29 protein-coding genes and 1 pseudogene are annotated in these 26,884 nt (G+C 37.2%); 17 read left to right on the plus strand and 13 right to left on the minus strand.

Annotation, left to right across the window (positions count from 1 at the left end; translation table 11 throughout):
- Positions 1 to 475: 475 nt before the first annotated feature.
- Positions 476 to 1,126 (minus strand): hypothetical protein, encoded by a 651-nt coding sequence (locus tag ABD915_RS06545; protein ID WP_345116736.1) that lies wholly within the window; start codon positions 1,124 to 1,126, stop codon positions 476 to 478.
- A gap of 857 nt (positions 1,127 to 1,983) precedes the next feature.
- Between ABD915_RS06545 and ABD915_RS06550 the strand changes: the two are divergent.
- Positions 1,984 to 2,339 (plus strand): annotated as a pseudogene (locus ABD915_RS06550) (helix-turn-helix domain-containing protein).
- 32 nt (positions 2,340 to 2,371) lie between these two features.
- Here ABD915_RS06550 and ABD915_RS06555 read toward each other — a convergent pair.
- The 4 genes from ABD915_RS06555 to repC all read right to left on the minus strand — a co-directional run bounded on the left by ABD915_RS06555 (position 2,372) and on the right by repC (position 5,821).
- Positions 2,372 to 2,638 (minus strand): hypothetical protein, encoded by a 267-nt coding sequence (locus ABD915_RS06555; RefSeq protein ID WP_151030304.1) that lies wholly within the window; start codon positions 2,636 to 2,638, stop codon positions 2,372 to 2,374.
- Positions 2,639 to 2,653: 15 nt separating this feature from the next.
- Positions 2,654 to 3,322, minus strand: a complete 669-nt coding sequence (locus ABD915_RS06560; RefSeq protein ID WP_345116739.1) for a ParA family protein — start codon at positions 3,320 to 3,322, stop codon at positions 2,654 to 2,656.
- A gap of 191 nt (positions 3,323 to 3,513) precedes the next feature.
- Positions 3,514 to 4,158: a recombinase family protein gene (locus ABD915_RS06565; RefSeq protein WP_345116741.1), complete on the minus strand. Its 645-nt coding sequence runs from the start codon at positions 4,156 to 4,158 to the stop codon at positions 3,514 to 3,516.
- 289 nt (positions 4,159 to 4,447) lie between these two features.
- Positions 4,448 to 5,821 (minus strand): plasmid replication protein RepC, encoded by a 1,374-nt coding sequence (gene repC, locus ABD915_RS06570; protein ID WP_345116743.1) that lies wholly within the window; start codon positions 5,819 to 5,821, stop codon positions 4,448 to 4,450.
- 801 nt (positions 5,822 to 6,622) lie between these two features.
- On the opposite strand from repC, the gene ABD915_RS06575 reads away from it, so the two are divergent.
- Genes ABD915_RS06575 through virB11 form a run of 11 tightly spaced genes read left to right on the plus strand, consistent with a single transcriptional unit; the run spans position 6,623 to position 15,846 of the window.
- Positions 6,623 to 6,973, plus strand: a complete 351-nt coding sequence (locus tag ABD915_RS06575) for a TrbC/VirB2 family protein (protein WP_345116745.1) — start codon at positions 6,623 to 6,625, stop codon at positions 6,971 to 6,973.
- A 22-nt stretch (positions 6,974 to 6,995) separates the two neighbouring features.
- The gene (locus ABD915_RS06580) at positions 6,996 to 7,319 is read left to right on the plus strand and encodes a VirB3 family type IV secretion system protein (RefSeq protein WP_345116747.1); all 324 of its coding nucleotides are present in this window, start codon (positions 6,996 to 6,998) and stop codon (positions 7,317 to 7,319) included.
- Positions 7,319 to 9,679 (plus strand): VirB4 family type IV secretion/conjugal transfer ATPase, encoded by a 2,361-nt coding sequence (locus ABD915_RS06585; protein ID WP_345116748.1) that lies wholly within the window; start codon positions 7,319 to 7,321, stop codon positions 9,677 to 9,679. The genes ABD915_RS06580 and ABD915_RS06585 overlap by 1 nt, the downstream gene beginning before the upstream one ends.
- Entirely contained in the window at positions 9,676 to 10,455 is a 780-nt protein-coding gene (locus ABD915_RS06590) for a TrbJ/VirB5 family protein (protein ID WP_345116750.1), read from the plus strand. The genes ABD915_RS06585 and ABD915_RS06590 overlap by 4 nt, the downstream gene beginning before the upstream one ends.
- 23 nt (positions 10,456 to 10,478) lie before the next feature.
- The gene (locus ABD915_RS06595; protein ID WP_345116752.1) at positions 10,479 to 10,814 is read left to right on the plus strand and encodes an EexN family lipoprotein; all 336 of its coding nucleotides are present in this window, start codon (positions 10,479 to 10,481) and stop codon (positions 10,812 to 10,814) included.
- A gap of 60 nt (positions 10,815 to 10,874) precedes the next feature.
- Positions 10,875 to 11,804, plus strand: a complete 930-nt coding sequence (locus ABD915_RS06600; protein ID WP_345116754.1) for a TrbL/VirB6 family protein — start codon at positions 10,875 to 10,877, stop codon at positions 11,802 to 11,804.
- A 7-nt stretch (positions 11,805 to 11,811) separates the two neighbouring features.
- A complete protein-coding gene (locus ABD915_RS06605; RefSeq protein WP_345116756.1) occupies positions 11,812 to 12,096 on the plus strand; it encodes a type IV secretion protein VblB7 in 285 nt (94 codons plus the stop codon).
- Positions 12,093 to 12,764: a VirB8 family type IV secretion system protein gene (locus tag ABD915_RS06610; protein WP_345116758.1), complete on the plus strand. Its 672-nt coding sequence runs from the start codon at positions 12,093 to 12,095 to the stop codon at positions 12,762 to 12,764. The genes ABD915_RS06605 and ABD915_RS06610 overlap by 4 nt, the downstream gene beginning before the upstream one ends.
- 2 nt (positions 12,765 to 12,766) lie before the next feature.
- Complete coding sequence (gene virB9, locus ABD915_RS06615; RefSeq protein WP_345116760.1) at positions 12,767 to 13,612, plus strand: P-type conjugative transfer protein VirB9; 846 nt, start codon at positions 12,767 to 12,769, stop codon at positions 13,610 to 13,612.
- 29 nt (positions 13,613 to 13,641) lie between these two features.
- Positions 13,642 to 14,781 carry a type IV secretion system protein VirB10 gene (gene virB10 / locus ABD915_RS06620; RefSeq protein WP_345116762.1) on the plus strand — a complete coding sequence of 380 codons (1,140 nt, stop codon included), beginning with the start codon at positions 13,642 to 13,644 and terminating at the stop codon, positions 14,779 to 14,781.
- 12 nt (positions 14,782 to 14,793) lie between these two features.
- Positions 14,794 to 15,846: a P-type DNA transfer ATPase VirB11 gene (gene virB11 / locus ABD915_RS06625; RefSeq protein WP_345116764.1), complete on the plus strand. Its 1,053-nt coding sequence runs from the start codon at positions 14,794 to 14,796 to the stop codon at positions 15,844 to 15,846.
- Positions 15,847 to 15,865: 19 nt separating this feature from the next.
- Here the strand turns inward: virB11 and ABD915_RS06630 are convergent, their stop codons facing one another.
- The 6 genes from ABD915_RS06630 to traA all read right to left on the minus strand — a co-directional run bounded on the left by ABD915_RS06630 (position 15,866) and on the right by traA (position 22,445).
- Positions 15,866 to 16,180, minus strand: a complete 315-nt coding sequence (locus ABD915_RS06630) for a helix-turn-helix domain-containing protein (RefSeq protein WP_254492457.1) — start codon at positions 16,178 to 16,180, stop codon at positions 15,866 to 15,868.
- Complete coding sequence (locus ABD915_RS06635) at positions 16,180 to 16,521, minus strand: type II toxin-antitoxin system RelE/ParE family toxin (protein WP_345116769.1); 342 nt, start codon at positions 16,519 to 16,521, stop codon at positions 16,180 to 16,182. Before ABD915_RS06635 ends, ABD915_RS06630 begins: the two co-directional genes overlap by 1 nt.
- Positions 16,522 to 16,624: 103 nt before the next feature.
- Entirely contained in the window at positions 16,625 to 16,888 is a 264-nt protein-coding gene (locus tag ABD915_RS06640) for a type II toxin-antitoxin system RelB/DinJ family antitoxin (RefSeq protein ID WP_015060430.1), read from the minus strand.
- Between the two features lie 76 nt (positions 16,889 to 16,964).
- Positions 16,965 to 18,488 carry a type II toxin-antitoxin system protein adenylyltransferase VbhT gene (gene vbhT, locus ABD915_RS06645; protein ID WP_345116771.1) on the minus strand — a complete coding sequence of 508 codons (1,524 nt, stop codon included), beginning with the start codon at positions 18,486 to 18,488 and terminating at the stop codon, positions 16,965 to 16,967.
- The gene (locus ABD915_RS06650; protein WP_208441802.1) at positions 18,478 to 18,666 is read right to left on the minus strand and encodes an antitoxin VbhA family protein; all 189 of its coding nucleotides are present in this window, start codon (positions 18,664 to 18,666) and stop codon (positions 18,478 to 18,480) included. The genes vbhT and ABD915_RS06650 overlap by 11 nt, the downstream gene beginning before the upstream one ends.
- Before the next feature lie 59 nt (positions 18,667 to 18,725).
- Complete coding sequence (gene traA / locus ABD915_RS06655; RefSeq protein ID WP_345116773.1) at positions 18,726 to 22,445, minus strand: Ti-type conjugative transfer relaxase TraA; 3,720 nt, start codon at positions 22,443 to 22,445, stop codon at positions 18,726 to 18,728.
- Between the two features lie 211 nt (positions 22,446 to 22,656).
- Here traA and ABD915_RS06660 point away from each other — a divergent pair, with 211 nt between their 5' ends.
- The 3 genes from ABD915_RS06660 to traG all read left to right on the plus strand — a co-directional run bounded on the left by ABD915_RS06660 (position 22,657) and on the right by traG (position 25,055).
- Positions 22,657 to 22,878, plus strand: a complete 222-nt coding sequence (locus ABD915_RS06660; RefSeq protein ID WP_345116775.1) for a TraC family protein — start codon at positions 22,657 to 22,659, stop codon at positions 22,876 to 22,878.
- Positions 22,879 to 22,939: 61 nt separating this feature from the next.
- Positions 22,940 to 23,164 carry a conjugal transfer protein TraD gene (locus ABD915_RS06665; protein WP_345116777.1) on the plus strand — a complete coding sequence of 75 codons (225 nt, stop codon included), beginning with the start codon at positions 22,940 to 22,942 and terminating at the stop codon, positions 23,162 to 23,164.
- Positions 23,142 to 25,055, plus strand: a complete 1,914-nt coding sequence (traG, locus tag ABD915_RS06670) for a Ti-type conjugative transfer system protein TraG (RefSeq protein ID WP_345116779.1) — start codon at positions 23,142 to 23,144, stop codon at positions 25,053 to 25,055. The genes ABD915_RS06665 and traG overlap by 23 nt, the downstream gene beginning before the upstream one ends.
- 292 nt (positions 25,056 to 25,347) lie before the next feature.
- Here the strand turns inward: traG and ABD915_RS06675 are convergent, their stop codons facing one another.
- Positions 25,348 to 25,635 carry a HigA family addiction module antitoxin gene (locus ABD915_RS06675; protein WP_345116781.1) on the minus strand — a complete coding sequence of 96 codons (288 nt, stop codon included), beginning with the start codon at positions 25,633 to 25,635 and terminating at the stop codon, positions 25,348 to 25,350.
- A gap of 13 nt (positions 25,636 to 25,648) precedes the next feature.
- Positions 25,649 to 25,927, minus strand: a complete 279-nt coding sequence (locus tag ABD915_RS06680; protein ID WP_015060450.1) for a type II toxin-antitoxin system RelE/ParE family toxin — start codon at positions 25,925 to 25,927, stop codon at positions 25,649 to 25,651.
- A gap of 253 nt (positions 25,928 to 26,180) precedes the next feature.
- On the opposite strand from ABD915_RS06680, the gene ABD915_RS06685 reads away from it, so the two are divergent.
- Both ABD915_RS06685 and ABD915_RS06690 read left to right on the plus strand, forming a co-directional pair.
- Entirely contained in the window at positions 26,181 to 26,804 is a 624-nt protein-coding gene (locus ABD915_RS06685) for an IS607 family transposase (RefSeq protein ID WP_345116783.1), read from the plus strand.
- The coding region (locus ABD915_RS06690) for a helix-turn-helix domain-containing protein (RefSeq protein ID WP_345116784.1) at positions 26,801 to 26,884 on the plus strand (84 nt) is incomplete at its 3' end. The genes ABD915_RS06685 and ABD915_RS06690, both read left to right, overlap by 4 nt.

Raw genomic sequence — 26,884 nt, forward strand, 5'->3', positions numbered from 1 at the left:
CAGCCTGTGGAGAGGAAGGCTCTGGCCAATGTCTTGTGACTTTGGTGAAACCAGCCTCGAAGAAGCAGGAAATCAACAGTAGATGTAATCAGAAATGAGAATATTTACGTAAGTTTGATAGAACGGTGTTGCACCCGCTACATATCCAGTAAAAAAAATGAGTAATACTAATAAACTCCCACCTGCTATAAACTCTGTCAAAATAATAACCGGTTTACGAATAAGCAAAAGGAAAAGAAAAATAAAAAAAAGGCATATCTGCAATATGGTAGATAAGATTTTGCGAACGATAGAAAACACTCTACGAATTTTGGAAATTGGATTTTTCTCTTTTTTATTTAGTTGGTTAGTAGATAAAGTATCCATTATCCCCTCCCGTATTTTTATCTATAAAATGACTTATATATCTGTTTCTTTTAAAGTTTAAACAGTTTACTTTATTTTTTAAAAGCAGGCGCCCCCCCACGCCTATTATTTAGGCTACTGAAGAAACCGTTTTAACAATGTTATCGCTTTCATAAACTTCACAATTTATAGGAACCAAAGTTATACGGCTCCGTCTTTTTATATTTGCATTGCCATATACATTACCTTTAATTGTGAAATAACCAGAAATCTTTGCATTTCCATAAACATTGCCATAAACATCGGTATGACACCCTACGCTAGCATTCCCACAAACCTTACCATAAATTTTCGCTGCACCACTAACAACAGCATGCTCATAAACCTCCGCATTGCTATGAATACGTGCACTTCCCGATAATTTTGCATGTCCGTAAACCCTTGCACGATGATAAACCCAAGCTTGATAGGAAATATGAGCATGATCATAAACCTCCGCATTCATATAAACGCGGCTTTTATCACATACATGAGCATTGCCATAAACATGACCACAAACAATGGCATTTTCATAAACACGACCATCACCATAAACCCAAGCATCATCACTAACCCAGCAATTGCCATCATGAGATAAATTGGCTTCCTTTTCAATAAAACCACCAAGGTCACCAGCTTTAACATCACCAAAATCTCTTAATGAACGAATGCGATAAAGAGTATGGTCACCAACTTGTTGGGTTTCTCTTGTAAATTCATATTTTTTTGAGATAGTGTTCATAATGAACTCCTTTAGGAAAAGTTTTGATTGACGTCTTATAAAGACGCCGGGTGCTCAAAACACAGCCTAAAGTCTGTTGTTATGCTTTCCCCGTAAGGGTATTATATGACACAACTACACCCGACAAAATCATTATACGTGTATTAAAACATAAAAGACAGTCAGTTTTTGAAAAGCAGAGAAAGATTGTTTCGTAATCCATTCGCTTTAGGTTTAGTGTTTTGATCACTTAAGTATTTATATAACAAAATACCCATTTATTGTCAACTGTTTTATTATCTTTTTTTGACATTTTTTCTATATTTTTCAAATATATAGAGCATAAAATGCCTTATAATTTTTATTTGTTTTTTTTGACTATAGCGCCCTTATTAGCTCCCCCTTTAATCATGATTTCGGAGCCGCGTGAGAAGGACAAAACAAGCCTCTATGGTTCTAGGTCCAGGACGCCGTTAGGCGCCCCGTAGGGGTTTCCTTGACCTTAAGAACCAAGGCTTGTTAGTCCTCTCATTAAACGCGGGTCTGATCTCATGATTTTGGTGAGCGTACGGAGAGTTTGAGAGGCGGTAGCCTCTCATTAAAAAATAAGGTTTGTAAAAAAATAGCTATTTTTCTTGCCAATTTTCTGAAATTACTTTATTACCTTAAAAGTATTTTTGATCGTCCACGCAGCGATCAATCGGGAAATAAAGCCCTAAGTTCGAGAGTAAAAATAATTGTCGCCCGGAGTTCCGGGAGTTTTTGTTATGTCCAAGTACTTTTTAGTACTAAAAGCAAAAAGCTGACTCGAACTCAGTACTTTATTACTCCCGGAATACCAATGCGAGGGCGCTCGCAACCGGCAGGGGGATTTTAAAGTGCAAACAAAAAATCAACATTTAAATGACGTTTCTGTAGGTAAAAAAATTCGCCTCAGAAGAGAAATGTTAAAAATATCTCAAAAACAATTAGGCGACCTCTTAGGAGTAACCTTCCAACAAATCCAAAAATATGAAAAAGCTACAAACCGCATAGGAGCTGGACGTTTGCAAGAAATTGCCAACATCCTCGATGTTGATATCTCCTTTTTTATACCGATATTTCTTCTAAAAAAAAATTTTTATACCCTAATGATGAAGGAATTTCCAATAAAGAAGAATACTTCCTTTTAAAAGGTTTTAGACAACTTAATCCTAAAAAAAAGAGAGCAATTTTGTCCTTAATTGCCGAATAGAATAAAAACTTTTCAAACTATGATATACAATGCTAGTCACTCTGCTCATAAGCATTCATTAATATTTCTAAAAAGTCACCATGACGATAGCGCTCTCGTTTAGCCATAGATTTAAAACGATTAATTATAGCAATGCTTGTTTTTATATTTATCTGTGCCTCATCTGATTGTTCACGACTTGGAAAGGTTATCGCTCTATCTAATTCTTTACGTTCCACAATGTTAGAAGAAGATTTAGCTTGTCGTGGTTTAAAATCCTCAAGTTCTGAAAAATTTAATGGTTTTCTTTCTGTGCTCATCACTTAGTTTCCTCTCTATTTAACTTGTTTTAGCTTTGCAATGACTTCAGCAACGAATGCTTCTACATTACCAATTGCAGATTCTAAATTATTCACTTCTTTTGGATTCAAATTACGATGTGAACCTCCAGTTGCAAAAATTGCTGAAAAAGCATCACGTTCATTGATTTCTGTTTCAAAAACATCAAGTTCTGGATTTTTTCTAAACTGAGATGATATAAAACGAGCAGTTCTGGATTTTGCAACGACCTTCGATTGCGTAAATAAAACAGCATAATCGATAAGACGCCGTACAGCTTTCATATCTCTATGAATTTCTTTTATGATTTCAATAGCCGCTATAGCGTCTTGCTGTTGTTCCTTCATAGGAACAATTACAAAATCAGATTGACTAATAGCATAACTCGTTAAACGCGATGCTGTACCTTCTAGATCAACAATTACAAATGGGTCCCTAGCAGACGCAATTTCTATTTCATCTAAAATAGTTTTCTCAGATTCATTAGTGATGACAGTCAGATTATCTGGTTTACCAGGTAATTCAGACCAAGTGGTAATGGGGTGGCGTGGATCGGCATCTATAATTGTAACAGGTTTAGCATGTGCAAGTTCACAAGCAAGAAGCAAAGCAGAAGTTGTTTTTCCACTACCTCCTTTAGAATTAGCGAATGTTATAACAGGCATTTAATTCCTCAATAAAAAAATATCATACCATATAATATAATATTATACCTTATAGTATAATAAGGTACTAAATAATAAGTTAATATAACTTATAAAGTTTTCTCACTATTCATCCCCCCTTTTTATTTAAGCTAGATACCTTAAGATATCTTATTATACCTTAAGGTATAATACGTTATTAAAATATATTTTTATGCTTTCGGCATAGTGATAATTGGCTTAATTTTTGTAGGCTTGATATTTCTGCGCTCAATAAATAAGCGCAAAGTGTTGACACTAACTCCTAATGTCTTAGCAATACGGCTCTGTGACAAACCAACATTTGTAAATGCTTGAATTTCATCAATATGATTGTCCAGTTTTAATTGCGTAGCAATACTTCCTTTTGGACGTCCTAGTTTTATCCCTCGTTGACGAGCAACATTTAAAGCTTCTTTTGTGCGCTCTTGAATTAAATGTCTTTCAATTTGCGCTACCATACCTAAAATAGTTGCTATGATATCGCTCTGTAAGCTTCCATCCATGATGAGGTTTTGTTTTGTCACATGAACAATTCCCCCCCGTTCGCTAGCAGCTTTAAGAATTTCTAAGACAGCAAGAGAAGAACCAGCTATACGAGAAAATTCTGGTGTTAACAACACATCTCCTCGTTCTACTTTTTCAATTAAAGCACCAAGCTTACGTTTGCGCCAATCTTGTCCTCTGCTTGCAACTTCTTCTTGAATATGAAGTGGTGCAAAGCCATGTTTGTTAGCATATTCTAACAAACCAAATTTTTGATTTTCTGTATCTTGTCCATCACAAGAAACGCGCAAGTAAGCGTAAAATTTTACCATATTCAATAAAAACGTCAATTTAGATTTAAACTGATATATTTTTATTCAAAAAAAATGTCAAATAAATATATGGTTTCATATCAGAAAAAATGATCGTTTTAACTGATAAAGAGGTTCTTTAAATTAATTTGATTATAAGTTTTAAAAAGTATTTGCTAAATAAAAACATCTCGTATATATCCTTCTTTCGGGGAGAGAGGTCTAATGGAATACCCCCCGCAGGGTTTTATTAACTAATCTCTTTCTCCATTTGATTTCTTCTGTTTCATCCGACATTTTTTCCCCTTTTTTATAGTACAATCTTCTTTGAAACTGTTTGCATGTTTAAAGTTTTAAGAACTTCATTCAGTTCCGATTTTAACAAATAAATTTTTTGATCATTTGGTTTTGTTGGCTCGTTTTTTATCGCTTTTTGCGTGCACAAATCTTTCAGTTTTTCCTCAGAAGCTTCCTTCAGCAGAGCATAGAAAGAACGTTCTAGATAAAGTTCTCCTCGATTTTCTTTAGCAATCATGCCCCGCAGATACCCTCCAGATGATTTAACCAATTCCTTGCAAGATTTTTCAAAGATGATAGCAATAGCCAAAGCAGCTTTTTTAATTCCCATGATTTTTTTAGCTTCTTCAACAGCATGAGAAGAAATCCCCTTCATTTTAGCTAAAAACTCCATAGAACCAATCAAATCTCCTTCAGATTGCAGCCCATATTTCATAAACATAGCAACATTAGGCAATGCTTCAGTTAAAAATTCTGGTTTGATTTGAAGCGATTTATTCTTTTTTGAAGGTAAAGTGGATTCAGTTTTGCTTTTCTCTGTTTTTTCATAAGCTATTTTTTTATGACCGGAGGTCATATGATTGATTTGAGTGTGTTCAGAGTGATCTGAACACTCATTTTTGTTACAATTACAAATAGAGTTAGAATTTGTATGTTCTATGTGCATCTTGTTTTCACAATATGTGTATCTTGTTTTTGATGATTTTTGCTTAAAAAATCTTTCTAAAATCCACTGTAAAATACCTATTGCTTTGTGTAATTTTTCCACCGAAGCTTTAGCTGGTCGTCCAACAATATCGAAAATTTTTTGCACTCTAGAAAACAACGTCGACACAAATGGCGTAACCTCAATGGCTACAAAAGAAGCTTTAATTTGCCGCTTTAAGCCGTTAAAGCATTTTAAAGCTTCTTCTTGTATCTTATAGGCTTCCAACCTCTCGTCTACTTTTTGCTTAAGTTCATGGTATCGTGCAACCAAAATACGCAAATCAATCCCACAAGCCGTTACAATATCATGATTACGATTGTAGACTGGAAAACGTTTAAAGTTACCAGAATCCCGCATGACAATAAAACCACAGTCATAAAGGCGTGACAGCAAAAAACTAACACGTGATACACTACGTCCAACGTCATAACTCAACCGTTTATTACCTTTGAAAACGATAGGTAACCCCCCTTTTTCAAATTCCTCTCTTGGAGTTGTATCCAATAACTCAAGCAGAATCTCACATTCATTTTTTTTAATGAGACCAGTTTTTCGTAAGTTTTTAACCAATCCAATTAATTGTCCACGACTTACAGACCCCATTTCAGCATTTTCTGCTAATTTTCTAAATTCTATATGATGCGCACTTAATTTTCTTCCGGAGACTTTATTAACCATAATTATTTTAACCTCTCAGTTAGAGGCAAAAAAAATGTGAAAAATATCCCTTTTCTACAAAATTTCTCTTGCAGAATCTGATAAGTTAAATTAAATAGGAGATATGGGATTTAATTTAACTATGCCGTATAGGTATTTTAGAAACCCTTCTGTTTCCGCAGTTGGGTTTTTATTTTTTTGCCATTATATTTCCCTCACTTTGAAACGACTCATAGCTTTGAAAAAAGCATGTCAAGGCGAAGCGTATATGAAAAAAAATTTTTTTTCAATATGGTAAAGATCTCAAACAACTGTTTTGAATGGCAATACAACCGATTACAACCTGTCATGATAGCGAAGCGAAATGACGTATAGGGCAGGGAACGCGCTCCCATATAGCGCTGTAGTGAGCAACCTATACGAGTAAGCGAGCTTTAAATAAAAACAATTTTCCATGACGAGAGTTGTCCATCAAGACTTATGGCTTGTGGTCAACTTTTACCTGTTAAGGCTCGTTGTGGAATATTGTCTTCATTTTTTAAAAGCACCGAATAGGGGGCTTGGTCAATTATGGTCTATGGGGTTATAGCTTCCATGATCTCTATATTTACTTAAATAAAACAGTACATAAAAAATTTAAAAATATCTAATGAATAATTAAAGAGTTTTTAAAATATCATTTTGAATATTTTGTCGCTAATTGCATATATAATATTAAATATTGTTAATTTTATAGTAGAAAAATATTTTTTTTCATTTTATATGATGCCTAATTAATATTTAAAAATTTATGATTAACTTTAAAATAGCGAGGGGGTTTTCATGAAAAACATGAATAATTCGTTCAATTGTGAACATACCTTACAAAAATTAATTTTATCCAATACACAAAAAAAATGGTTAACAACAACATTGATGCTTTTTGTTGCATTCATGGCACTGAGTGAACCAGCATTTGCGCAAAGCTTTGGTAATATTGAAAGCGCTCTTCAAAAAGTAATTGACGCTTTAACAGGACCGATTGCAAAATCGATTGCGACGATTGCGATTGCTGGTATTGGGATTGCATGGATTGCTGGTTATGTTGAAATGCGTAAAGCATTTTTTGTTTGTGTTGGTATCGGTATAGTCTTTGGCGCAACACAAATCGCAGCAATGCTTTCTGCTCATTAACTTACTAAAACAGCTCAAAGCTATGAAAGAGCGCGATAAGCTAACAGAAGATACGTTATTTCTTGCTTGTACGCGCCCTGCAATGATTGCAGGCGTGACGGTGGAAGCTATGGGATTAAATGCGATAGGAACAATGATGCTGTTTATTATAGCAGGTAATATCTTTCTTGTAGCCATTGGGATTGCTATCCATTTCATATTCAAAGAAATTCTAAAGCATGACCATAATAAATTTCGTATTCTTCTGACATGGCAAAAGACTAGTCTTTTTGCCAGAAATTCTAGTCTATGGGGTGGGGGAAGTATTTCTCCATTACGATTAATTCGTAATTATGGGGAGTTGTAATGGCTTCTGCTATGTACAAACGTGAAAAGCAACCAGAAGCGATCATTCCTTATGTTCGCCATGTTAACAAGCATGTCATTGCACTGGATTCGCGTGCTCTCATGAGCATTATTGCTCTTGAAGGCATTAACTTTGAGACAGCAGATATCATTGATCTGAACGTGCTTCACGAACAGCTTAATAATCTGTTTAAGAACATTGCAGATGAACGGATTGCGCTTTATAGCCATATTATCCGAAAGCGTGAAACTGTTTATCCGGATGGGACTTTTCGCTCAGCATTTGCCAAGCAATTAGATGATAAATACCGTGAACGGATGGTTTCCCAGGAGCTTTATCGTAATGATCTTTATCTTTCGATTTTGTGGAATCCACACGTTGATAAGACGGATAAAATGGTGGAATTTTTTAAGCGTTTAGGCAAAGCTAAGCAAGAAAAGACAGAAGTTGACGCAGAATCGGTTCGCAAGCTTGAAGATATTACGACAGATGTCATTCAAAATTTAGAGCGTTATGGCGCAAGAAGATTAAGTCTTTATGAACATGAAGGCATTATTTATTCGCAGCAAAGTGAGTTTATTCACCAACTGGTAGGTGGTCGTCGTGAACGCATACCCCTCACATGGGGGACAATAGCGTCGACTGTTTATTCAGACCGTCTCATTTTTGGCAAAGAGATTATAGAAATACGTTACGAGGCAGGACGGCGTTTTGCTGGCATGTTTGGTTGGAAAGAATATCCAGCCAAAACCAGAATAGGCATGGCGGATGGTCTTTTAACACTTCCCTTTGAGTTTATTTTTACGCAATCTTTTGTTTTCAAGAGCAAAAATGCTGCTAAGCAGGTTATGGGTCGCAAACAAAACCAGATGGTCAATGCGGGAGATCGCGCGGGCTCACAAATTATGGAGCTGGATGATGCCCTCGATGATCTTGAATCCAACCGTTTTGTTTTAGGGGAGCATCATTTATCGTTAGCTGTTTTTGCCGATAGCACCCAAGAATTAACTGATAATCTTGCCAAAGCGCGTTCTCAACTCACAAATGGTGGTGCTGTCATTGCGCGGGAGGATTTAGGGTTAGCGGCGGCTTGGTGGGCACAATTGCCTGGCAATTATGTCTATCGCACCCGCTCTGGCGCGATAACCAGCCGCAATTATGCAGCGCTTTCACCTTTTCATTCTTTTCCGGTTGGCAAAATAGATGGCAATGTGTGGGGACCAGCGGTAGCCTTGATGAAGACATCTGCTGGTTCACCATTTTATTTTAACTTTCACTTTGGTGATTTAGGCAATACCTTTGTCTGTGGTCCGTCTGGTTCTGGTAAAACGGTTATTGTTAATTTTTTACTAGCGCAACTTCAAAAGCATGATCCCAATATGGTATTTTTTGATAAGGACCGTGGAGCAGAGCTTTTTGTCAGAGCGGGTGGCGGCACATATATGCCTTTGAAAAACGGCAAGCCGACGGGGATAGCACCCTTAAAAGGTTTAGATTATAGCAATCCAGCAGACAGGGTTTTTTTACGGCAATGGATTACCAAACTTGTTTCTGCTGAGGGTCAAAAGATTAGTGAATCTGAAAGGCAAGATATTGCTTCTGCGGTTGACCAACTTGCTCTATTGCCTAAGGAGCAACGGACCATATCAGCCTTACAAATGTTTTTTGACACCACGCACAGGGAGGGGATAGCGGGGCGTTTAGAGAGATGGTGTAAAGGCAATGCTTTAGGGTGGGTATTTGACAATCCTGATGATGACATAGGGATTGATGCCAAATTTATTGGTTATGATATGACGGATTTTTTGGACAATGACGAAATTCGTCCACCATTAATGATGTATCTCTTTCATAGGATTCTGTCTCTGATTGACGGGCGTCGTATTATCATTGTCATTGATGAGTTTTGGAAAGCGCTAGAGGATGATTCCTTTAAAGCCTTTGCACAAGACAGGTTAAAGACCATTCGGAAGCAAAATGGTTTGATGTTGTTTGCCACGCAATCACCCAAAGATGCGATTAATTCAACGATAGCCCACACCATTATAGAGCAATGTCCTACTCAGATTTATTTTCCCAATCAAAAGGGCAATCATTCAGATTATGTAGAGGGTTTTAAATTATCCGACAGGGAGTTTAACCTAATACAAGCAGAGTTAAGCCGGGAGTCACGGCGTTTTCTCATCAAGCAGGGGCAAAGTTCTGTGGTAGCAGAACTGAATTTACGCGGTTTTGATGATGAAATAGCCATTTTAAGCGGCACCACGAAAAACATTGAACTTCTCGAAACGATTATGGAAGAAGTGGGTGCCTCTCCAGAAAAATGGCTTCCCATTTTCCAAGAAAGGTCAAAACAATGAAAAAACTTTTATGTGCAACAGCCTTCTGTGCAGCTTCATTTGGTTTTCAAACAAATGCCTTCGCTATCATGGTATATGATCCCGCGGCTGTAGGACAAATGATCAAACAATTCGATCAAGGCAAACTACAACTTAACCAATTGAAGCAACAAGTTGATAAAGCAACAGAGCAAGTTCAACAAGGGTACAAGCAGCTTGATCAATTAAAGAATCAACTCGATCAAATGAAACAATTATATAGCTCTTTAAATGGAAAACCCGATTTGTCCGCACTTCAAGAATTACTAAACAAACAAGGAAATAGTGCTGCTCTACCCTCTGATTTTAATCAGTTAGAACAATCTATAGAAGGCACCGGTGGATCTGGTGGCGGAAATATTGAAAAATGGAAAGAAAAACTTTCATACAAAGAGCCGTCAGGTGGTGGAGGCTCAAAAGAAGCAGTTGATGCCTTTTACAAGCAAGAAGTAGCAAAAATGCAAAATCGTAATATAGGACAAGCAGCAACAGGGCAAGCTGTTTACGAAGATGCTACAAACAAGAAAGAAGCTATTAACAAGGTCATTGAGAAACTCAAAAACGCTAAAACTGCTGCTGAAGTTCAAGACGCTCAAACACAATTAGCAGCGATACAAGCAATATTACAAGCAGAGGTCTTACAAACACAGGCCGCTTCTATGATTCAGCAAGCTCAACAAGAAGCTGAAGCAATACGTATTAGAGAAGAAGCTAGTAAACGATACCAAGACTATGCAAGACAACTCCGTGGTAAATAAAAGGAAAAAAGATGCACTTGAACATGAACAAGATAATCATAACAACATTGTTGTTTTGTACCGCAATTTTCACAGCAGGATGTGAAAAAACCTATAGTGTAGAAGATTTTAAAAAAGATGAAAAATTACTTAAAGAATGGGCGGTGAGATGTGGATTCACAGGAAATTCGAAAAACTGTCAAAATGCACGACTAGCCGATCATCAAATTCACGAAGAACGTCGAGCAAAAATTGACGAAGAAAATCGTAAACGTAGAGAAGAGATTGAAAAAAAACAAAAAGAAGAAGAAGCTAAAAGAAATGCTGAATATGAAAAAAGAAGAGCACAACAAAAACGCGATAATAATTTTGATCCATAAAAATTATTATAATAATTAAAAATAAAAGTATTTATAAAAATTTTATAAAATGGATATCCAATGGTAACAAAAGATATATTTACCATGATAGATCAGCGTTTAATGAATGCTCTTACAGATATAATGGTTAAAACTATTAGCAATCTTTCAGGCGCTTTATCTACTCCTCTTACAGCAGCTTGTACAATCTATATAGCATTTATAGGGTACAACATTATGTACGGGCGTTCTTCTATGCCATTGTGGGATTTTATAGCAACAACTTTCAAACTTGGCATCATCGTTACACTCACCACAAAAGCCGCTAGCTATAACACATGGATTACAAATATATTTTTTACTGATCTGCCGAATGCCATTTCAAATGCTACACAAGGCGCAGCTTCTGATAAGAATGTCTGGGACAATATGATACAAAATGCTTATGCGCATGCCTTTGATGCAGCAAATAAATACAACGGATGGACTGAAGTTGGTACGTATATTGTTAACTGGATTGCTGGTCTTATTTGCTTAATTATTTCTGGTTTTTTTTGCACCATTGGTTTTATCGTCACAATATTTGCTAAATTTGGGTCATTTCTTGTCATATCAGTGGGACCACTATTTATAGGTTTGGGTCTATTTTCAACAACAAGACGTTTTACAGAAGCATGGTTAGGTCAATTAGCAAACTTTCTCATTTTACAGGTATTAGTCGTATTGCTTGGTAACGTATATGTAACTCTTGCAATGGAAATCCTTTCGGGTGACCTTACAGATATCATGTTTTCTGTACTTCAATTTTTAATTATAGGCATTGGTGGAATTTACCTTTTTATCCATTTGCCCGGTATTGCCTCTGCTTTAGCTTCTGGAGGAGCAGCTCTTACAGGATCAACACATTTAGCACACCATAGTAGCCAATTAACTGGTCGTGGTGCTCTTGCAGCTGGACGTGCTGGTATTGGCGGGATAAAAAATTTAGCATCAAAATTGAGAGGAGGATAATTTCAAAATGCGGGGTTTAAAAAAAATTGGGATTATCTTACCATTTCTCTTTCTCAGTGGCTGTGTATCTTCAAACACTCTAAAGTCACTCCCAAAATGTAATGGATATTCTAAGCGTCCACTCAACAGATCAATGTGGAATTGGGAAGGTAAAAAACCTACACCCACGCCTATTATCATCAGTAACAATAGCCCCTCCCCCAAAAAAGAGGGCAAACTGGAAATGCTTTTAGCCCAAAAACTAACCGATGAAGAAATGAAATCTTACAAAAATTGCGGACAAAAAGCATGAAAGAAAAAGACGTAGAACAGTACATTGCTGAAGCACGCTCATTTGATCAAGACCGCATGTTAGCATCACGCCGCATCACCCGCGCCTCCCTCACGATTGCCGCGATAGCCGTTGTTGTTGCACTCATCTCTTCGCTTGCGGTCATTACTCTCACACCGCTTAAGACTGTAGAGCCTTTTGTCATCCGCGTGGACAATTCAACCGGCATCACAGAAGTCGTGGAAGCCTTAAAAGAAGGTCCCACAAATGTCGACGAAGCCATCACACGTTATTTTGCCGCAAAATATGTCCGAGCACGCGAAGGTTTTGCTGTAGAAGAAACACAAAATAACTTCAAGACAGTCTCTCTTCTATCTTCTCTTGAAGAACGAGAAAGATTTTCTGCATGGTATGGAGCTAAAAATCCGCAAAGCCCACAAATTCTCTATAAAAATGCTATCGCAACAATAACTATTAAATCAATTTCATTTATCAATAAAAATGTAGCACAAGTGCGCTACTACAGAACCGTACGCGATAATGAAAAAAACAACGAATTCATCACCCATTGGGTTGCAACACTTACTTTTAAATATGTTAACGCCCCCATTTCTGTCCAAAACCGTCTGATAAATCCTCTTGGGTTTATTGTTAGTGCATATAGAACCGATCCAGAAGTGGTCAACTGATCATGAAAAAAACTTTTCTTTTCCTAAGCGCTATCGCTCTTTTTTCTTCTCATTTAGGCAATGCCAGTGTTTTTCCCACCCGCGCCCCTAGCGATAGCCGCATTCGCTTTATTAATTATGATGCTTATAATGTCACAAAAATTATTGGCTCTATACGCTCTTCCGTTCAGATAGAATTTTCTCCCAATGAAGAAATTGCGCATGTCGCCATTGGCAACAGTGTTGCATGGGAAGTCGCCCCCGCTGGTAATATTCTCTTCCTCAAAGCGCGCGAAGTCCAACCTATCACCAATCTCCAAGTCGTCACCACAAAGCTTGATGGCTCAAAGCGCTCCTATCAATTTGAACTGATCATCAAAGATGGAGAAATTTCTTCTGGACAAGAAACCTATTTCCTCGTGAAATTTCGCTACCCCCAAGAAGAAGCAGAACAAAGAAGGCTTGCCGCCTTGATGCGACAAGAAAAAAAACAAGCTCAATATATTGATAATGTCTTCAATGCTTATGAAACCTTCGGACCACGCAATTGGGCTTACACCGCACAAGGCTCAAGCATCCTTGAACCCTCCTCCGTCTACGACAATGGTAAAACCACAACATTTTCTTTTCCCAACAACCAAGAAATCCCTGCCATTTACATTGTAGAAAATGACGGAACAGAATCCCTTGTTCCTAAAACTACAAGAGGCAACATGGTCATTGTTCATGCCATTAGCGCGCGCTTCACCCTAAGACAGGGAAGAAATGTCCTCTGCATCTTTAACGAAGCCTATCAACCGAAAGGCATCAATCCAGATACCGGAACAACCTCACCGTCTGTTGAACGTAAAATTGCATCAGATCTTTAAATAAAGCGGGAATTAGAGGGGACCAACACATGAGTGATAAAACCATTATTGAAGAACGAGGCTCAATAAGTGATGGAAAAAACAATGTATCAAAATCACCAATAACAAAAATAATTGTCGTTATAGCCTTTATAGGATTTTGCGCATATGTGCTCTGGAACATCTTATCCACCCCCAAAGAAAAAGACACTGTGGAATCTCATGAAAAACAATCACAAGACTTTAATAACTCGCTTGCTCCTTTAGAATTAGTTTCTTCCGAACCACGAGCAAAAATTTCTCCAATTACACTACCAACACCATCAACAACACCCGAAAAAATAGTTAAAAATGATCCTTTACTCGATGCGGCACAACGTGCTCCCGTATTAGCTTTTACGAATAATTCTCACCCTTCCTCAAATCAAATGCCGAGAAATAGCTATAGTAATAATATAAATGAAGCTCCTAATAATGATTCACAAAGCTTTCCCTCACTTCTAAAACCTACACAACTAGAAGGTACAAGAGCAAGATTAATGGGAAATAGAAACTTTATTATCGCTATGGGAACCTCTATCCCCTGTATTTTAGAAACCGCATTAAACAGTGATCAACCAGGCTTTGCAAGTTGTGTTATTAACCGTGATATCCTCTCTGACAATGGACGCGTTGTTTTGCTTGATAAAGGAACCCAAGTGGTTGGCGAATATCGCGGAGGCATCAAACAAGGGCAATCCCGTCTCTTCGTCCTCTGGACAAGAGCAAAAACCCCGACCGGTGTCATCATCAACCTTGCCTCCCCAGCGACCGACAGCTTAGGAAGAGCCGGCTTTGACGGCAACGTCAATACACATTGGTGGGAACGCTTCAGCTCAGCATTATTACTCACCGTTGTTGATAGTGTTACAACAAACCTAACCAATAAAAATAAAGGCAATTCTAACTCAAGGGGTGGTTTTAACAACTCTGAAGCAAGCAACACCGGAAAAGATGCAGCAAGTATAGCCCTTGAAAACCAAATCAACATCCCCCCTACCTTAGAAAAATACCAAGGTGAACTCGTCAACATTTTTGTGGCACGGGATTTGGATTTTTCTTCCGTTTATAAACTCTCCATTACAACAAGAAGAAACAAAATCTTCCCACGCTCTATTCCGAGAAACTTCTTCTACCATCCTCAAATGTAGTAAAAAGAAATTATGCCCACAGCAAAAAATTCAGAACGCGCTTCTATCGTCTTAACGAAGTTGAAGATCTTAAGTGACTACCTCAATGACGATAATTTATTTGAAATTGTCATCAATCGCCCTGGTGAAGTGATCGTTGAAGGTCCAAATGGTTGGCAAACCCATACTATCAAAGAATTGACCTACAGTGAATTAGAAGGCATTGCAAAAGTTGTTGCCGCTTATACAACACAAAAGATCAGTGTAGAAAACCCTGTTCTCTCTGCCACACTCCCCAATAATGAACGCATACAAATCGTCATGCCTCCCGCCGTTGCGCCCAATACCATCAGCATGACAATTCGTAAACCTTCATCGCGCACTTTTTCTCTTGAAAGTTTACACGAAAACCAACTGTTTTCTGTAACAAGAAACGTCAGTTTTACCCCCCTTGAACAAATGAAAAAACGAGCAGGTGAACTTTCTGATACGGAAAAAGAATTAACCGATCTCTTTATAGCCAAAGACTTTTGTAAATTTTTAGAGAGAGCGGTTATTACCCAACAAAATATTTTGATATCTGGGAAAACCGGTTCGGGAAAAACCACTCTTTCTAAAGCTTTAATTGCCAAAATTCCTGACTATGAACGCATTCTCACCATTGAGGACACTCCAGAACTTGTTGTTCCCCATTCAAACAAAGTGCAACTTTTTTACTCAAAAGATAATCAAGGACTAGCAAAAGCGGGTGCAAAAGAACTCCTTGAATCGGGATTGCGCATGCGCCCCGACCGCATTCTTCTACAAGAGCTGCGTGATGGCACAGCCTTTTACTATATCCGCAATGTCAACTCTGGTCACCCAGGCTCCATCACCACCGTCCACGCCTCCACAGCCCTCGCCGCCTTTGAACAAATGACCCTCCTTGTCAAAGAAAGTGACGGAGGTGGTAATTTAGTAAGAGAAGATATCCGCGGCTTATTAATTTCCATGATAGACGTCATCATCCAATGCAAACGCCTTGAAGGCAAATTTCGTGTCACAGAAATTTACTACGACCCCTTCAAGCGCCGTGATGCTTTTTAAAAAAACGACACCACCCTTCTTATGCCAATAGAGATTTTTTAAGAGCACGATTGATCGCTTCGGGTTCATTTTCAATGATTGAAAGCAACAAACGGGAAGAAGTATCTATGGAATATCGTCCCTGTTCCCAATCACGAATGCGACCTACAGAAAAACCAAAACGCTCCGCAAATTGAGCCTGTGTCAACCCAATATTTTTTCTGATTTTTTTGACATCAACATTTGCAGGAATATGGATACCAAATTTAGTGACATCCGCTTCACCTTTAGCATAGGCAAGAGCTTCACGAGCACCCTGTAATATACGAGAACCAGCTCTACTTGTCTTATCCATTATTTTTCCTTTCGATATTCATCAAGAAGCGCCGTTAAAATTTTCTTCAGCTCATTTCTCTCTGATTTTGTCAAATTTCCTTGAGATGATTTACTATAAATATCTAAGAGAAACACCGGAATATTTTGACCACCAAAAAAGGTAATAACCCTATATCCCCCACTTTTACCCTTATGCTTTGTTGGAAATCTAACTTTCCTTGCTCCACCTGTACCTTGTATAAGATCACCAGCATTTGGATTAGCAGCAATAAAAGAAACAATATTAAACAATTCTTCAGATGATATGCCTTCTTCTTTTGCAGAAGTTAAATAAGCTGTCGTTTCAATCACTGTTTGCATACATTATTCAATATACGGGATACCCGTAAATTGTCAATAAAAAATCACGTGATGCCCGTAACTATAATGATGTAAATTAAAAGCTTATTTATGATCAGAAATATCAAATATCCAAATGACGAAATAAATCTTCCATATCTTTAGCCCTGTATATATCTTCGCCCTTGTCACTTTTCTTGAAAGTTTCAGGCTGTTCCTCATTAGAAATATACATCTCAAACGGCAAGCCTCTTTCATTGACAACTTTTGTCAAAGCAATCCGAATAAAATCAGACACCGTAAGTCCTAGACTTTCTAATATTTCATTGGCTTGTTTTTTTAACGTCTTATCTATGCGTGCACGTACAACATCTTTTTCTACACTCATATTAAACCTCCTTTGATTACCTCTCTTTTGTCATATGGCTTAATAGGGCTACAAACATAAGGCTTTATCCTTGCTTTCACCGTGTCACATCTTTTGATTTTTCACGCGCTATCGCATTGTTTTGTTCTTGTATGTGCTTCTGTTGCAGAAATTTAACAGCCGTTTGAAACTCTTTTATGTGTTCTTTATCTGGAGACTGTTGTTTTGAGAATGCTTTCGATAAATCAAAATCTTGCTTATGAATGGCATCCTTTCCAAAACGCTTATCTAAAGCACTTTGCAGCTTTGAAAATTCTTTGTTAACCGGCTCTGGTATCTTTGAATAATTATCACGACCAGCTTCAAAATTTTTCATATAAGACACTGCTTCTTGTGAAAGTGACGGAACCTCTACTTTTAATTGCTCACGCTCTCGTGTAACCCTGTCCATATGGATTTCATGGGAATTCTTGTAAAAGGATTGAAGCTCTCTAATAGTAGAAACAGCAAGAGGAACATTGTAAAGCGCTTTTTCTCGCTCTTTTCCTGTAGCCTTTAATTTATCGATTAAACGATCTGACCCACGCAGTTCACCAGCCTTCTCTGGAGACTTAGCTAAAATGTCAGGGAGTTTATCGCCTTTCCCCGCTAAAATTGTTCGCTCAATCTTGAGTGCAGCCGCTTGTGGATCTTTATAAATAGATGCCAAACGATTGTTTAATTCCTTAAACGTATCAACATAAGATTTTTCATTTCTAAGAGCGCTTAGCACCTTCTGTTCCAGATTAGAGTTATCCGTATAAGCCGCAAGATATGGGGCTTTTTCTGTTGCTTTCGAAACCCTATTCAAATCTCTTTGCGATTGCTCAACCTTGGGCTCTTCTTTTTCAAGTTTGCTAAAAGCTGTCTTTGTATTCTCCAAAAGGGTCGTAATTTTTTCCTTTTGTTTTTGCGATAAGTCTTTATTGGTCTCAATGTAAGAGGAAACTTTTTCTCCTAGACCTTGTAAAACGTCAACATTTTTATTTTTTGTAAATTCAGTAAGATTCTTACGAATAAGCTCAGACAGTAATTCAGGGGTACCATAAAGTGCCTCAATTGATGCCTTTGTCATTTCCTCTCGCGTAATAGCGTCCCAGTTAATATTATAACCAGCTTCACGAGCAAGTTGACCAATAAATTCACGCTGAGTACGTCCATTTCCCTCTCGAAACGGATGCAACGCATTTATTTCACCCATGTAATATCCAGCTCTCTGGCTGAATTCATCCGCATCAAGACCACGCAGATATTGTTCTTTGGCAAGCTGCTGTGTAATCTTCGGCGCGTAATTTTCAATCTGATGATGATAAGCAAATAAACAACCACCTTTGGTAATATCTATTGAACGGATCTTTCCCGCCCATTCATAGACGTCACCAAATAGCTTCTTGTGAATATCTTTCATATGATTGAGGTCAAACTTACCCCTAATAGGAGTACTATCAAGTTCATAAGACCTTATATAAGCAAAAGCAGACTCCAGACTCCTTAGTGTGGCTTTGTCTTTAATACCAAGCCTATTATACATCACACCAGTTTTAGGATCAGTATAAGGATCGTTTGTATTCTCATACTTCACCACGTTTTATCCGTTCCATCAAATCCTTGATTACATCACTTGTTTCAAGTTCTCCAATAATAACCCGCTCCATCTGAGAAACGACCTGTGGATCTGGCTCCAACCCCTCTAAACGTTGGCTTGCTAATGCATTTTTAGCAGCAAAGCGACGTCGTTTAATTTCGTCTTCACTCAACATATAAAATCCTCCTTTATTTGCCCTTTATTGTAGCACAAATGCGCTACAGAGGCAAGGTTTTATTCCTTGCCTTTACTGATATCTTTCGACCTTTCACGCGCTATCGTATTGTTTTGCTCTTGTTGTCTTTGTTGCAGAAATTTAACAGCCGTTTGAAACTCTTTCATGTGTTCTTTATCTGGAGACTGTTGTTTTGAGAGTGCTTTAGATAAATCAAAATCTTGCTTGTGAATGGCATCCTTTCCAAAACGCTTATCTAAAGCACTTTGTAGCTTTGAAAACTCCTTGTTAACCGGCTCTGGTATCTTCGAATAATCATTACGACCAGCCTCAACATTTTTCATATAAGACACTGCTTCTTGTGAAAGTGACGGAACCTCTACTTTTAATTGTTCACGCTCTCGTGTAACCCTATCCATATGGATCTCGTAAGAATTCTTGTAAAAGGATTGAAGCTCTCTCATGGTAGAAACAGCAAGAGGAACATTGTAAAGCGCTTCTTTTCGTTCTTTTCCTATCGCCTTTAATTTATCGATTAAACGATCTGACCCACGCAATTCACCAGCCTTCTCTGGAGACTTAGCTAAAATGTCAGGGAGTTTATCGCCTTTCCCCGTTAAAATTGTTTGCTCAATCTTAAGTGCAGCTGCTTGTGGATCTTTATAAATAGATGCCAAACGATTGTTTAATTCCTTAAACGTATCAACATAAGATTTTTCATTTCTAAGAGCGCTTAGCACCTTCTGTTCTAGATTAGAGTTATCCGTATAAGCCGCAAGGTAAGGAGCCCTTTCTGTTTCTTTCGAAACCCTATTCAAATCTTTTTGCGATTGCTCAACCTTGGGCTCTTCTTTTTCAAGTTTACTGAAAGCTGTCTTTGCTCTACCCCAAAGGGTTTCAATTTTCTCTTTTTGTTTTTGCAACCATTCTTTATTACGATCAACGTAAGAGGAAACTTTTTCCCCAATACCTTGGGAAACATCAATTCCTCTATTTTCTGTAAATTTGGCGATATAATCGCGATAATCTGGAGATTCAGAAAAATCGAGAGTAGTTGTTTTAACACTAGATCTAGAAAGAGTTGCTACTAATTTTTCATAGGTATTTGTACGATCTGATTGCTTGGTAGAAGCAATAAAAGAAGGATCTCCACGCTCTATTAAATCAACATTAAAAATGTTTCTTTTGATTTCTTTATTGTTAACAACAATAGTTTCTTTATCTTGACGAACGGATATTTTGTCACCAAGTTCAATACGAGCACCATCTATTGCAGAAGGCAGATTTACGCCGTAAATACGTTCAACTCCACGGGTTGTTGCTATATCCGCATAAGGTGTTTTGCTTTTGGCAGTTTCACTAAAAGAAGCATACCCTGCTTCTACAAGTTCACCAGTTATTGTACCTTTAATCTGTTTATGTTCGTGTAATCGAACGTTTTTAAAATCCTCTTCGGCAACATAAAGATGTGACTGATATCTATGTCGAGACATAGAAACATACGCAAGATGCTGATCCATAGATGAAGAAGCTAAAACAAAAACATTATCAACGGTCACACCTTGACTCTTATGAACAGTAGCTGCATATCCATGGTCAACATTTTGGTAAGTTTGATTGGAAAATACAACCTCTTTGCCAGAGTCAAGACGCACCTTCAAAAGAGGTTTTCCTCTTTCATTTTGTGTAGATAAAACAGTTCCCAACATACCATTTTTAACTTTTTGCTTTCCCAATTCCGGGGCATGTTTTTCTTCAAAGTGAGCATTTTCAAGAAAGATAATTCGGTCACCAACAATAAACTCCCGTTGACCTTTCAGGGTATCAAAATTTGTGATGCTTGTACTATCTTCAGATTTAAGTAAATGAGCACCTTTAAGAGCGGTTCGAATTTCTTCATTTAATTTTTTTACGGACGCATTCGTATGCGCAATAACAAGTAATTCGTCACCGCGTAAAGTTTTTCCTTCTTCCGCACATTTTGTTTCTACTTTTATTCGTGTATCCATCCAATCTTTAACAAGAGTTTTTATGGCTTGGTCACGTGTTTTTGTCTCACAAATGAATCCTCTTTCTTTATATTGTTCTAAAGCTTCTTTCACTTGTCCACGTGCAAATTGACGCGAAGCTACTTGCCCCCATTCTTCTTTTTGTCTTCTGATACCGGATAATTCTATGTAACCAATATTATCAACGGCAGCGCGAAATGCCGCTCCAGCCTCAATGGGTTGTAACTGCATATGATCACCAACAAGAACAACTTTAGCCCCTGCTTTTTCAATTTTTTGGACAAAATAAGAAAGTTGTTTTGAAGAAATCATTCCAGCTTCATCAATGACAAAAATATCACCAACCCGTAATTCGTCTTTTTTGTTTTTCCACGCTAGTTCCCACGCAGCAAGAGTCTTACTTTTTATTTTTGAAGTTTCTTCAAGGCCTTCCGCCGCTTTACCCGCAAGAGCCGCACCAAATACACGCTTTCCACTACTAGCCCACGCAATATTCGCCGCCTCCAGTAGAGTCGATTTTCCAGCACCAGCATAACCGACAACCGCTGCAATACCTTTATCATCTGTAATATGTTGGACAGCTAATTTTTGTTCTTCTGAAAATTTAAATCTATTACTCTTATCTTTATTTTCAACAGACTTTATGGCCTCTAAAACCTGCTTATCTTTTACGCCGTGTCCTATCGTTTGAGACAATGAAACAATACACCGTTCCATATCATATTCGGTTTTTAATATTTCTTTTGTTGAATAAATAATCTTACGTGGATTGGAATGATCTTTAATTTTAATCAGGTTATCGCTTTGTTCTAAGCGCCCCATAATGTCATTAAAGTCATTACTATTATCAACATATCGATGAATAATCTTAGCAAGATCAATTCGACTGAATGTCGACTTTTCAAATGAGATTAACTTCAACAATTCATCTGGATTTTTTCTAATAATATCGATAGATTTTTGCTTTATTTTTTCATTGGCTTGTACAGCATTACTAATGAGACCTTTTTTTCTCATTGCATTTGCTGATTGCCCCAAATGAATAGTTGGCTCTATTGATAAACCACGCTCTTTGTATGAACGCATATCTATTTTTATATCATGACCAGCAACCGCAAGATATCTTGTAGCTATATCACCCCAAGAATTGCGTAAATCTTTCAATGTGTCTTTATTGCCTATGACAGTTTCATAAACAATACGCTCTTCTTTCCTTATCGCATTTCCTTGTTTATCGCGAATAGTCACAAGAGATTTTTTTACTGTTCCATCTTCATTTAAAAGAGCTATTTTTTTAGTTCCAAAACCTTTTTCTATGACAGGACGTAAAGTATGCATGATATGCACATGTGGATTACCTTGCTTGTCGTGATAAACCCAATCAGAAACAAGTCCACGTGATGTAAGGTTTTCCTTTATGAACTCTCTTACAAGAGAAATATTTTGATTTCGTGATAGTTCTAACGGCAGTGCTATAACTATTTCTCTTGCTAGTTGACCGTTAGCGCGTTCACTATTTTGTATGGTATTCCATAACCATTCACTCTTTTTTTCATTTGTCTTAATATGGTTTAGTTGTTGTGTAATCCATTTTGGTGAATCTTCTGGAATATTCACTTCTGAATGAACAAGGTCTTTATCCTTATCATATCTATGGGTATGAGAACCTTCTAACTCATCAAACATTCTCGTTCTATGGCGATAGGCGGCTGCAACAACCGCTGATTTTCCCGCACCGATTATTTTAGCTTGTAAATGTGCTATTGCCATAAGATAAAATTACCAAAAATTACTTTTATTTTTGTGGAATAATTTATAGCATAAAACGTTTTATTTTTAAAACGTATAATTGCGCCTTCAAAAAATCTTTGAAAAAGACATTTTTCAGGAGCGCATAAAATGCGCACTATCTATTAAGTATTGTTATTTGAGATTTGTTCTGTTAAGAAAAATAAATAGTGATAAAAAGAAGGATCTTTAAATGGCTAGAAAATCTTTAGATAAACTTATGGAAGAAAAGAAAGCTCTTGAAGAAAAAAGTAAAAAACTTCTTGAAAAAATTAAAGCTGCTAAAAAGTATGAGGGAGAAAAAATTGCACTGTTAGCAGCAGAAGCTGGTTTGACAGAATTAAATATTACAAGTGAACAATGGAAAAATATCTTTGGCGAAATTAAAGAGCGATTTCAGAAACAACAAAACTAATCTGAACAATCTTGGAAAATCTATAAGACTATTAAGACGCATCGAAAAAAGGATACGATACTTGACAGACGAAATAAGACGTAAAGATGCGCGTGAAAAAATTACCCTAGGGGGGCTTGTTGTAAAGGCTGGTCTAAGAGACGCTGATAAGTCTTTCATTCTAGGATGTTTAATTCATGCTGCAAAACTTGATATAAATTCAAATGAATATAAAAATTTTCAAAAAATAGGACAGTATGCTTTTACTGATACGCGGGGCAAAAATGATAGGCAATTTAGATCGTAAACAAATCATATTTTTAATATGTCCTTTTATCTTTTCAATCATAATTCTTTTTCTTGTAAACATAACAATAAATGAAATTACAGAAAACGGTACGACACCAGATGCTTATTGGTTCGTTCGTTCAAAACCTCTAGATATTCTCACTCTTATTGCGATTTCGTGTTCTTTATTCATTCTTCTTCAAAAAAGACATATCAGAAAAAATATCACCATAGCATCATTAATTGTCTTTGGACTTTTTGCTGCTTACTACAGTACAAATGAGTATATCAGATTAAGCCCCTATGTAGGGCAAAATAACATGACATGGGCTGATGTTTTCCCTTTCTTTGACAGAATGGTTTTAGCAGGTTCAATCATTGGTGTTATTATTCTTGGTTTTACCATGAATCTATCTTTGCCTAAAAAATCACCTTTGAAAAAATCAAAAAATATGATCTTCGGTGGTGCTCAATGGATGAATATGAAAAAACTAGAAAGCATCTTTCCAAGCAATGGGGAAATCATCATAGGAGAGCGATATCGAGTAGACGAAGATATCGTAAAAGATGTTGCTTTTAATCCTAAAGATAAAACAACTTGGGGCAAAGGAGGCACGCAGCCATTACTAACATACAATCTTGATTTTGATTCAACACACATGTTATTTTTTGCTGGTTCTGGTGGTTATAAAACAACCAGTAATGTTATTCCCACGTGTATGAAATATTCTGGTCCACTGGTTGTTTTTGATCCTTCAACTGAAATCGCTCCAATGGTAAGAGAAATAAGACAGCAAGCAAACAAAAATACCGTATATGTCCTTGATCCTCATGGAAATTCAACAAAGGCTTTTAATCCTTTAGATTGGTTGTTAGATTCAACAATACCTCTTTATGAAAGGGAAGCTGGGCTTGTAGAAATCGCAAGACTCCTCCTTTCAGAAAATCATAAATCAACTTCAACTGATCAATTTTTTATCTCTCATGCTCACAATTTGTTAACAGGTCTACTTGCACATGTCGTCTTTTCTGATGAGTACAAATTAGAAGAAAAAAACCTAAAAACACTTCGTATGATTGTATCGGAACCAGAACCGTCGGTTATTGGAAAATTGCAATCAATACAATCAAATTCTTCATCGCAATTCATTCGTGAAACCCTTGGAGTCTTTACCAATATGGCACCGCAAACTTTTTCTGGTGTCTATGCTACTGCTTCTAAAGATACCCAATGGCTTTCTCTCGCTAATTATGCCAACCTTATAAGTGGTAACGACTTTAAAACAACGGATATCACAAAAGGAAATATCGATATCTTTTTGAATATTCCATCAAAAATTCTAAAATCATATCCAGGAGTGGGACGTATTCTCGTAGGCTCTTTTCTTAAAGCTATGGAAAGCGCAAATGGAGAATATGAAAAGAGAGTTCTCTTTGTTTTAGATGAAATTGATCTTTTAGGATATATGAACATCTTAGAAGAAGCACGTGACCGTGGTCGTAAATATGGAATCTCACTCATGCTCTTTTACCAATCTGTAGGACAAATTGAACGTCACTTCGGTTCATCAGGTGCTATGGCATGGTTTGAAAGTTGTGCTTTTGTAAGTTATGCCGCTATTAAAGATATTAAAACAGCTGAAAATATATCAAAGGCATGTGGTAAAATGACTATCGAAGTTCATGGCAAAAGCAAAAGTCTAGGGACATCGGGTGCAAAAGGAACTGAAAATCTCAGTGTCCAGCAGAGACCTTTAATTTATCCTCACGAAATTACTCAAGAAATGCGAAAAGACGAACAAATCATTCTCGTGCAAGGGCAACCCCCTATCCGTTGCGGACGCTCTATATATTTTAGACGTAAGGATCTAAATGCTCAGGCACGAAAAAATAGATTTGCTCCTAAATAGAACTCACTTCGTGAGTCCATAATTAATAAAATGAGAGGCTACCGCCTCTCAAACTCTCCGTACGCTCACCAAAATCATGAGATCAGACCCGCGTTTAATGAGAGGACTAACAAGCCTTGGTTCTTAAGGTCAAGGAAACCCCTACGGGGCGCCTAACGGCGTCCTGGACCTAGAACCATAGAGGCTTGTTTTGTCCTTCTCACGCGGCTCCGAAATCATGATTAAAGGGTAGAGCTAATAAGGGCGCTATAGTCAAAAGAAACAAATAAAAATTATAAGCTATAGGAAAGGACTAATATGAACTCGCGGAAAGTGGCTGTATCTTGGGTTGTTTACGTTTTAAAGCCTTCGATAAATCATAATTTGTTTGCATAGCAAGCCAAGCTCGTGCTGTACTCACACCTGCCATTTCAAGCCTAATAGCAAGACTAGCACTAACCGCAGCTTTTCCATTTAAAACTCTAGAAAGTGCTACACGAGATATACCAAGCCTCTCTGCAGCTTCATTAATAGATAAACCAAGTTCTTTGATAACATCTTCACGCAGTAATTCACCGGGATGTGGTGGATTTTTCATCATTTTTTAGCACTCCTTAGTGATAATCTAGATAATCAACCATTTCAACATCTATACCTTCAAAGCGAAATATTACACGACAATTTCCATTTACAGTAATTGACCAGTACCCCTTGAGATCGCCCTTTAGCGGATGTAATCGAAAAGACGGATAATTTAAATCATTTGGGGACATAGCTACTTCAAGAGCACCTAAAATACGCTCCAGTTTTTGAGCATGAGAGACTCTAATCCCTTTGGTGGTACCACTCTTATAGAATGCTTCTAGCCCTTTATGTTTAAATCCTAAAATCATAACTTAATATAGCGTGTAACGTTACAAGATACAAGAAAAATATTTATTATTTTCTATCTCTCCACTAATTATTTGAAAAGCATAAAATCATAATTAGATGGTGCTAAACGCAACAAAAGCGTATCATACCACCAATTAACAGCTAAACTTAGAAATATACAAATGATATAGCCAATAACCATTGCTGTTTGGTGTTCAAAGGGTTTACACAGTTTACTTGTAATCTATTTATATCTATGTAATAATACGTATTATGAATAGATTTGTTGGGATAGGTAAGGCCGCTCAAGCTTTGGGGGTTTCTATTAGCACTCTACGACGTTGGGAATGTGAAGGAAAAATTATTTCTGAGCATACTGTGGGAGGTCATCGCCGTTATGACCTCTCCAAGCTGAAACCTGATTGTTTTCGTTCGAAAGAACTTTCTCAAAGAAAAACTATTGCTTATGCTCGTGTATCAAGCCATGATCAAACAGACGATTTAGAGCGACAAAAACAGGTTCTCGAACTTTATTGCGCAAGCCAAGGCTGGATTTATGAACTCATCTCTGATTTAGGATCAGGGATGAATTATCGTAAAAAAGGTCTTAAACGTTTATTGGATGCTCTTATTGAAAATGAAATAGGTCGTTTGGTGATTACGCATAAAGATCGTTTATTGCGCTTTGGGGCGGAACTGGTCTTCGCCATTTGTGAAGCCAAACAAGTTGAGGTTGTCATTCTCAATCAAGGAGAAGAAAGTAGTTTTGAAGAAGATTTAGCTAAAGATGTTTTAGAAATCATTACTGTTTTCAGTGCTCGTCTTTATGGAAGTCGTTCTAGAAAAAATCAAAAGTTATTAGAGAATGTTCGTCAAGCTGTAGAGGCATCGCAATGATTGTTGCTCACAAAATAGCTCTAGACTTAAACAATAAACAGCGAAGCTATATGGCTCGAGCCAGTGGTTGTGCACGCTTT

Source organism: Bartonella jaculi (assembly GCF_039543045.1).
Lineage (GTDB): Bacteria > Pseudomonadota > Alphaproteobacteria > Rhizobiales > Rhizobiaceae > Bartonella > Bartonella jaculi.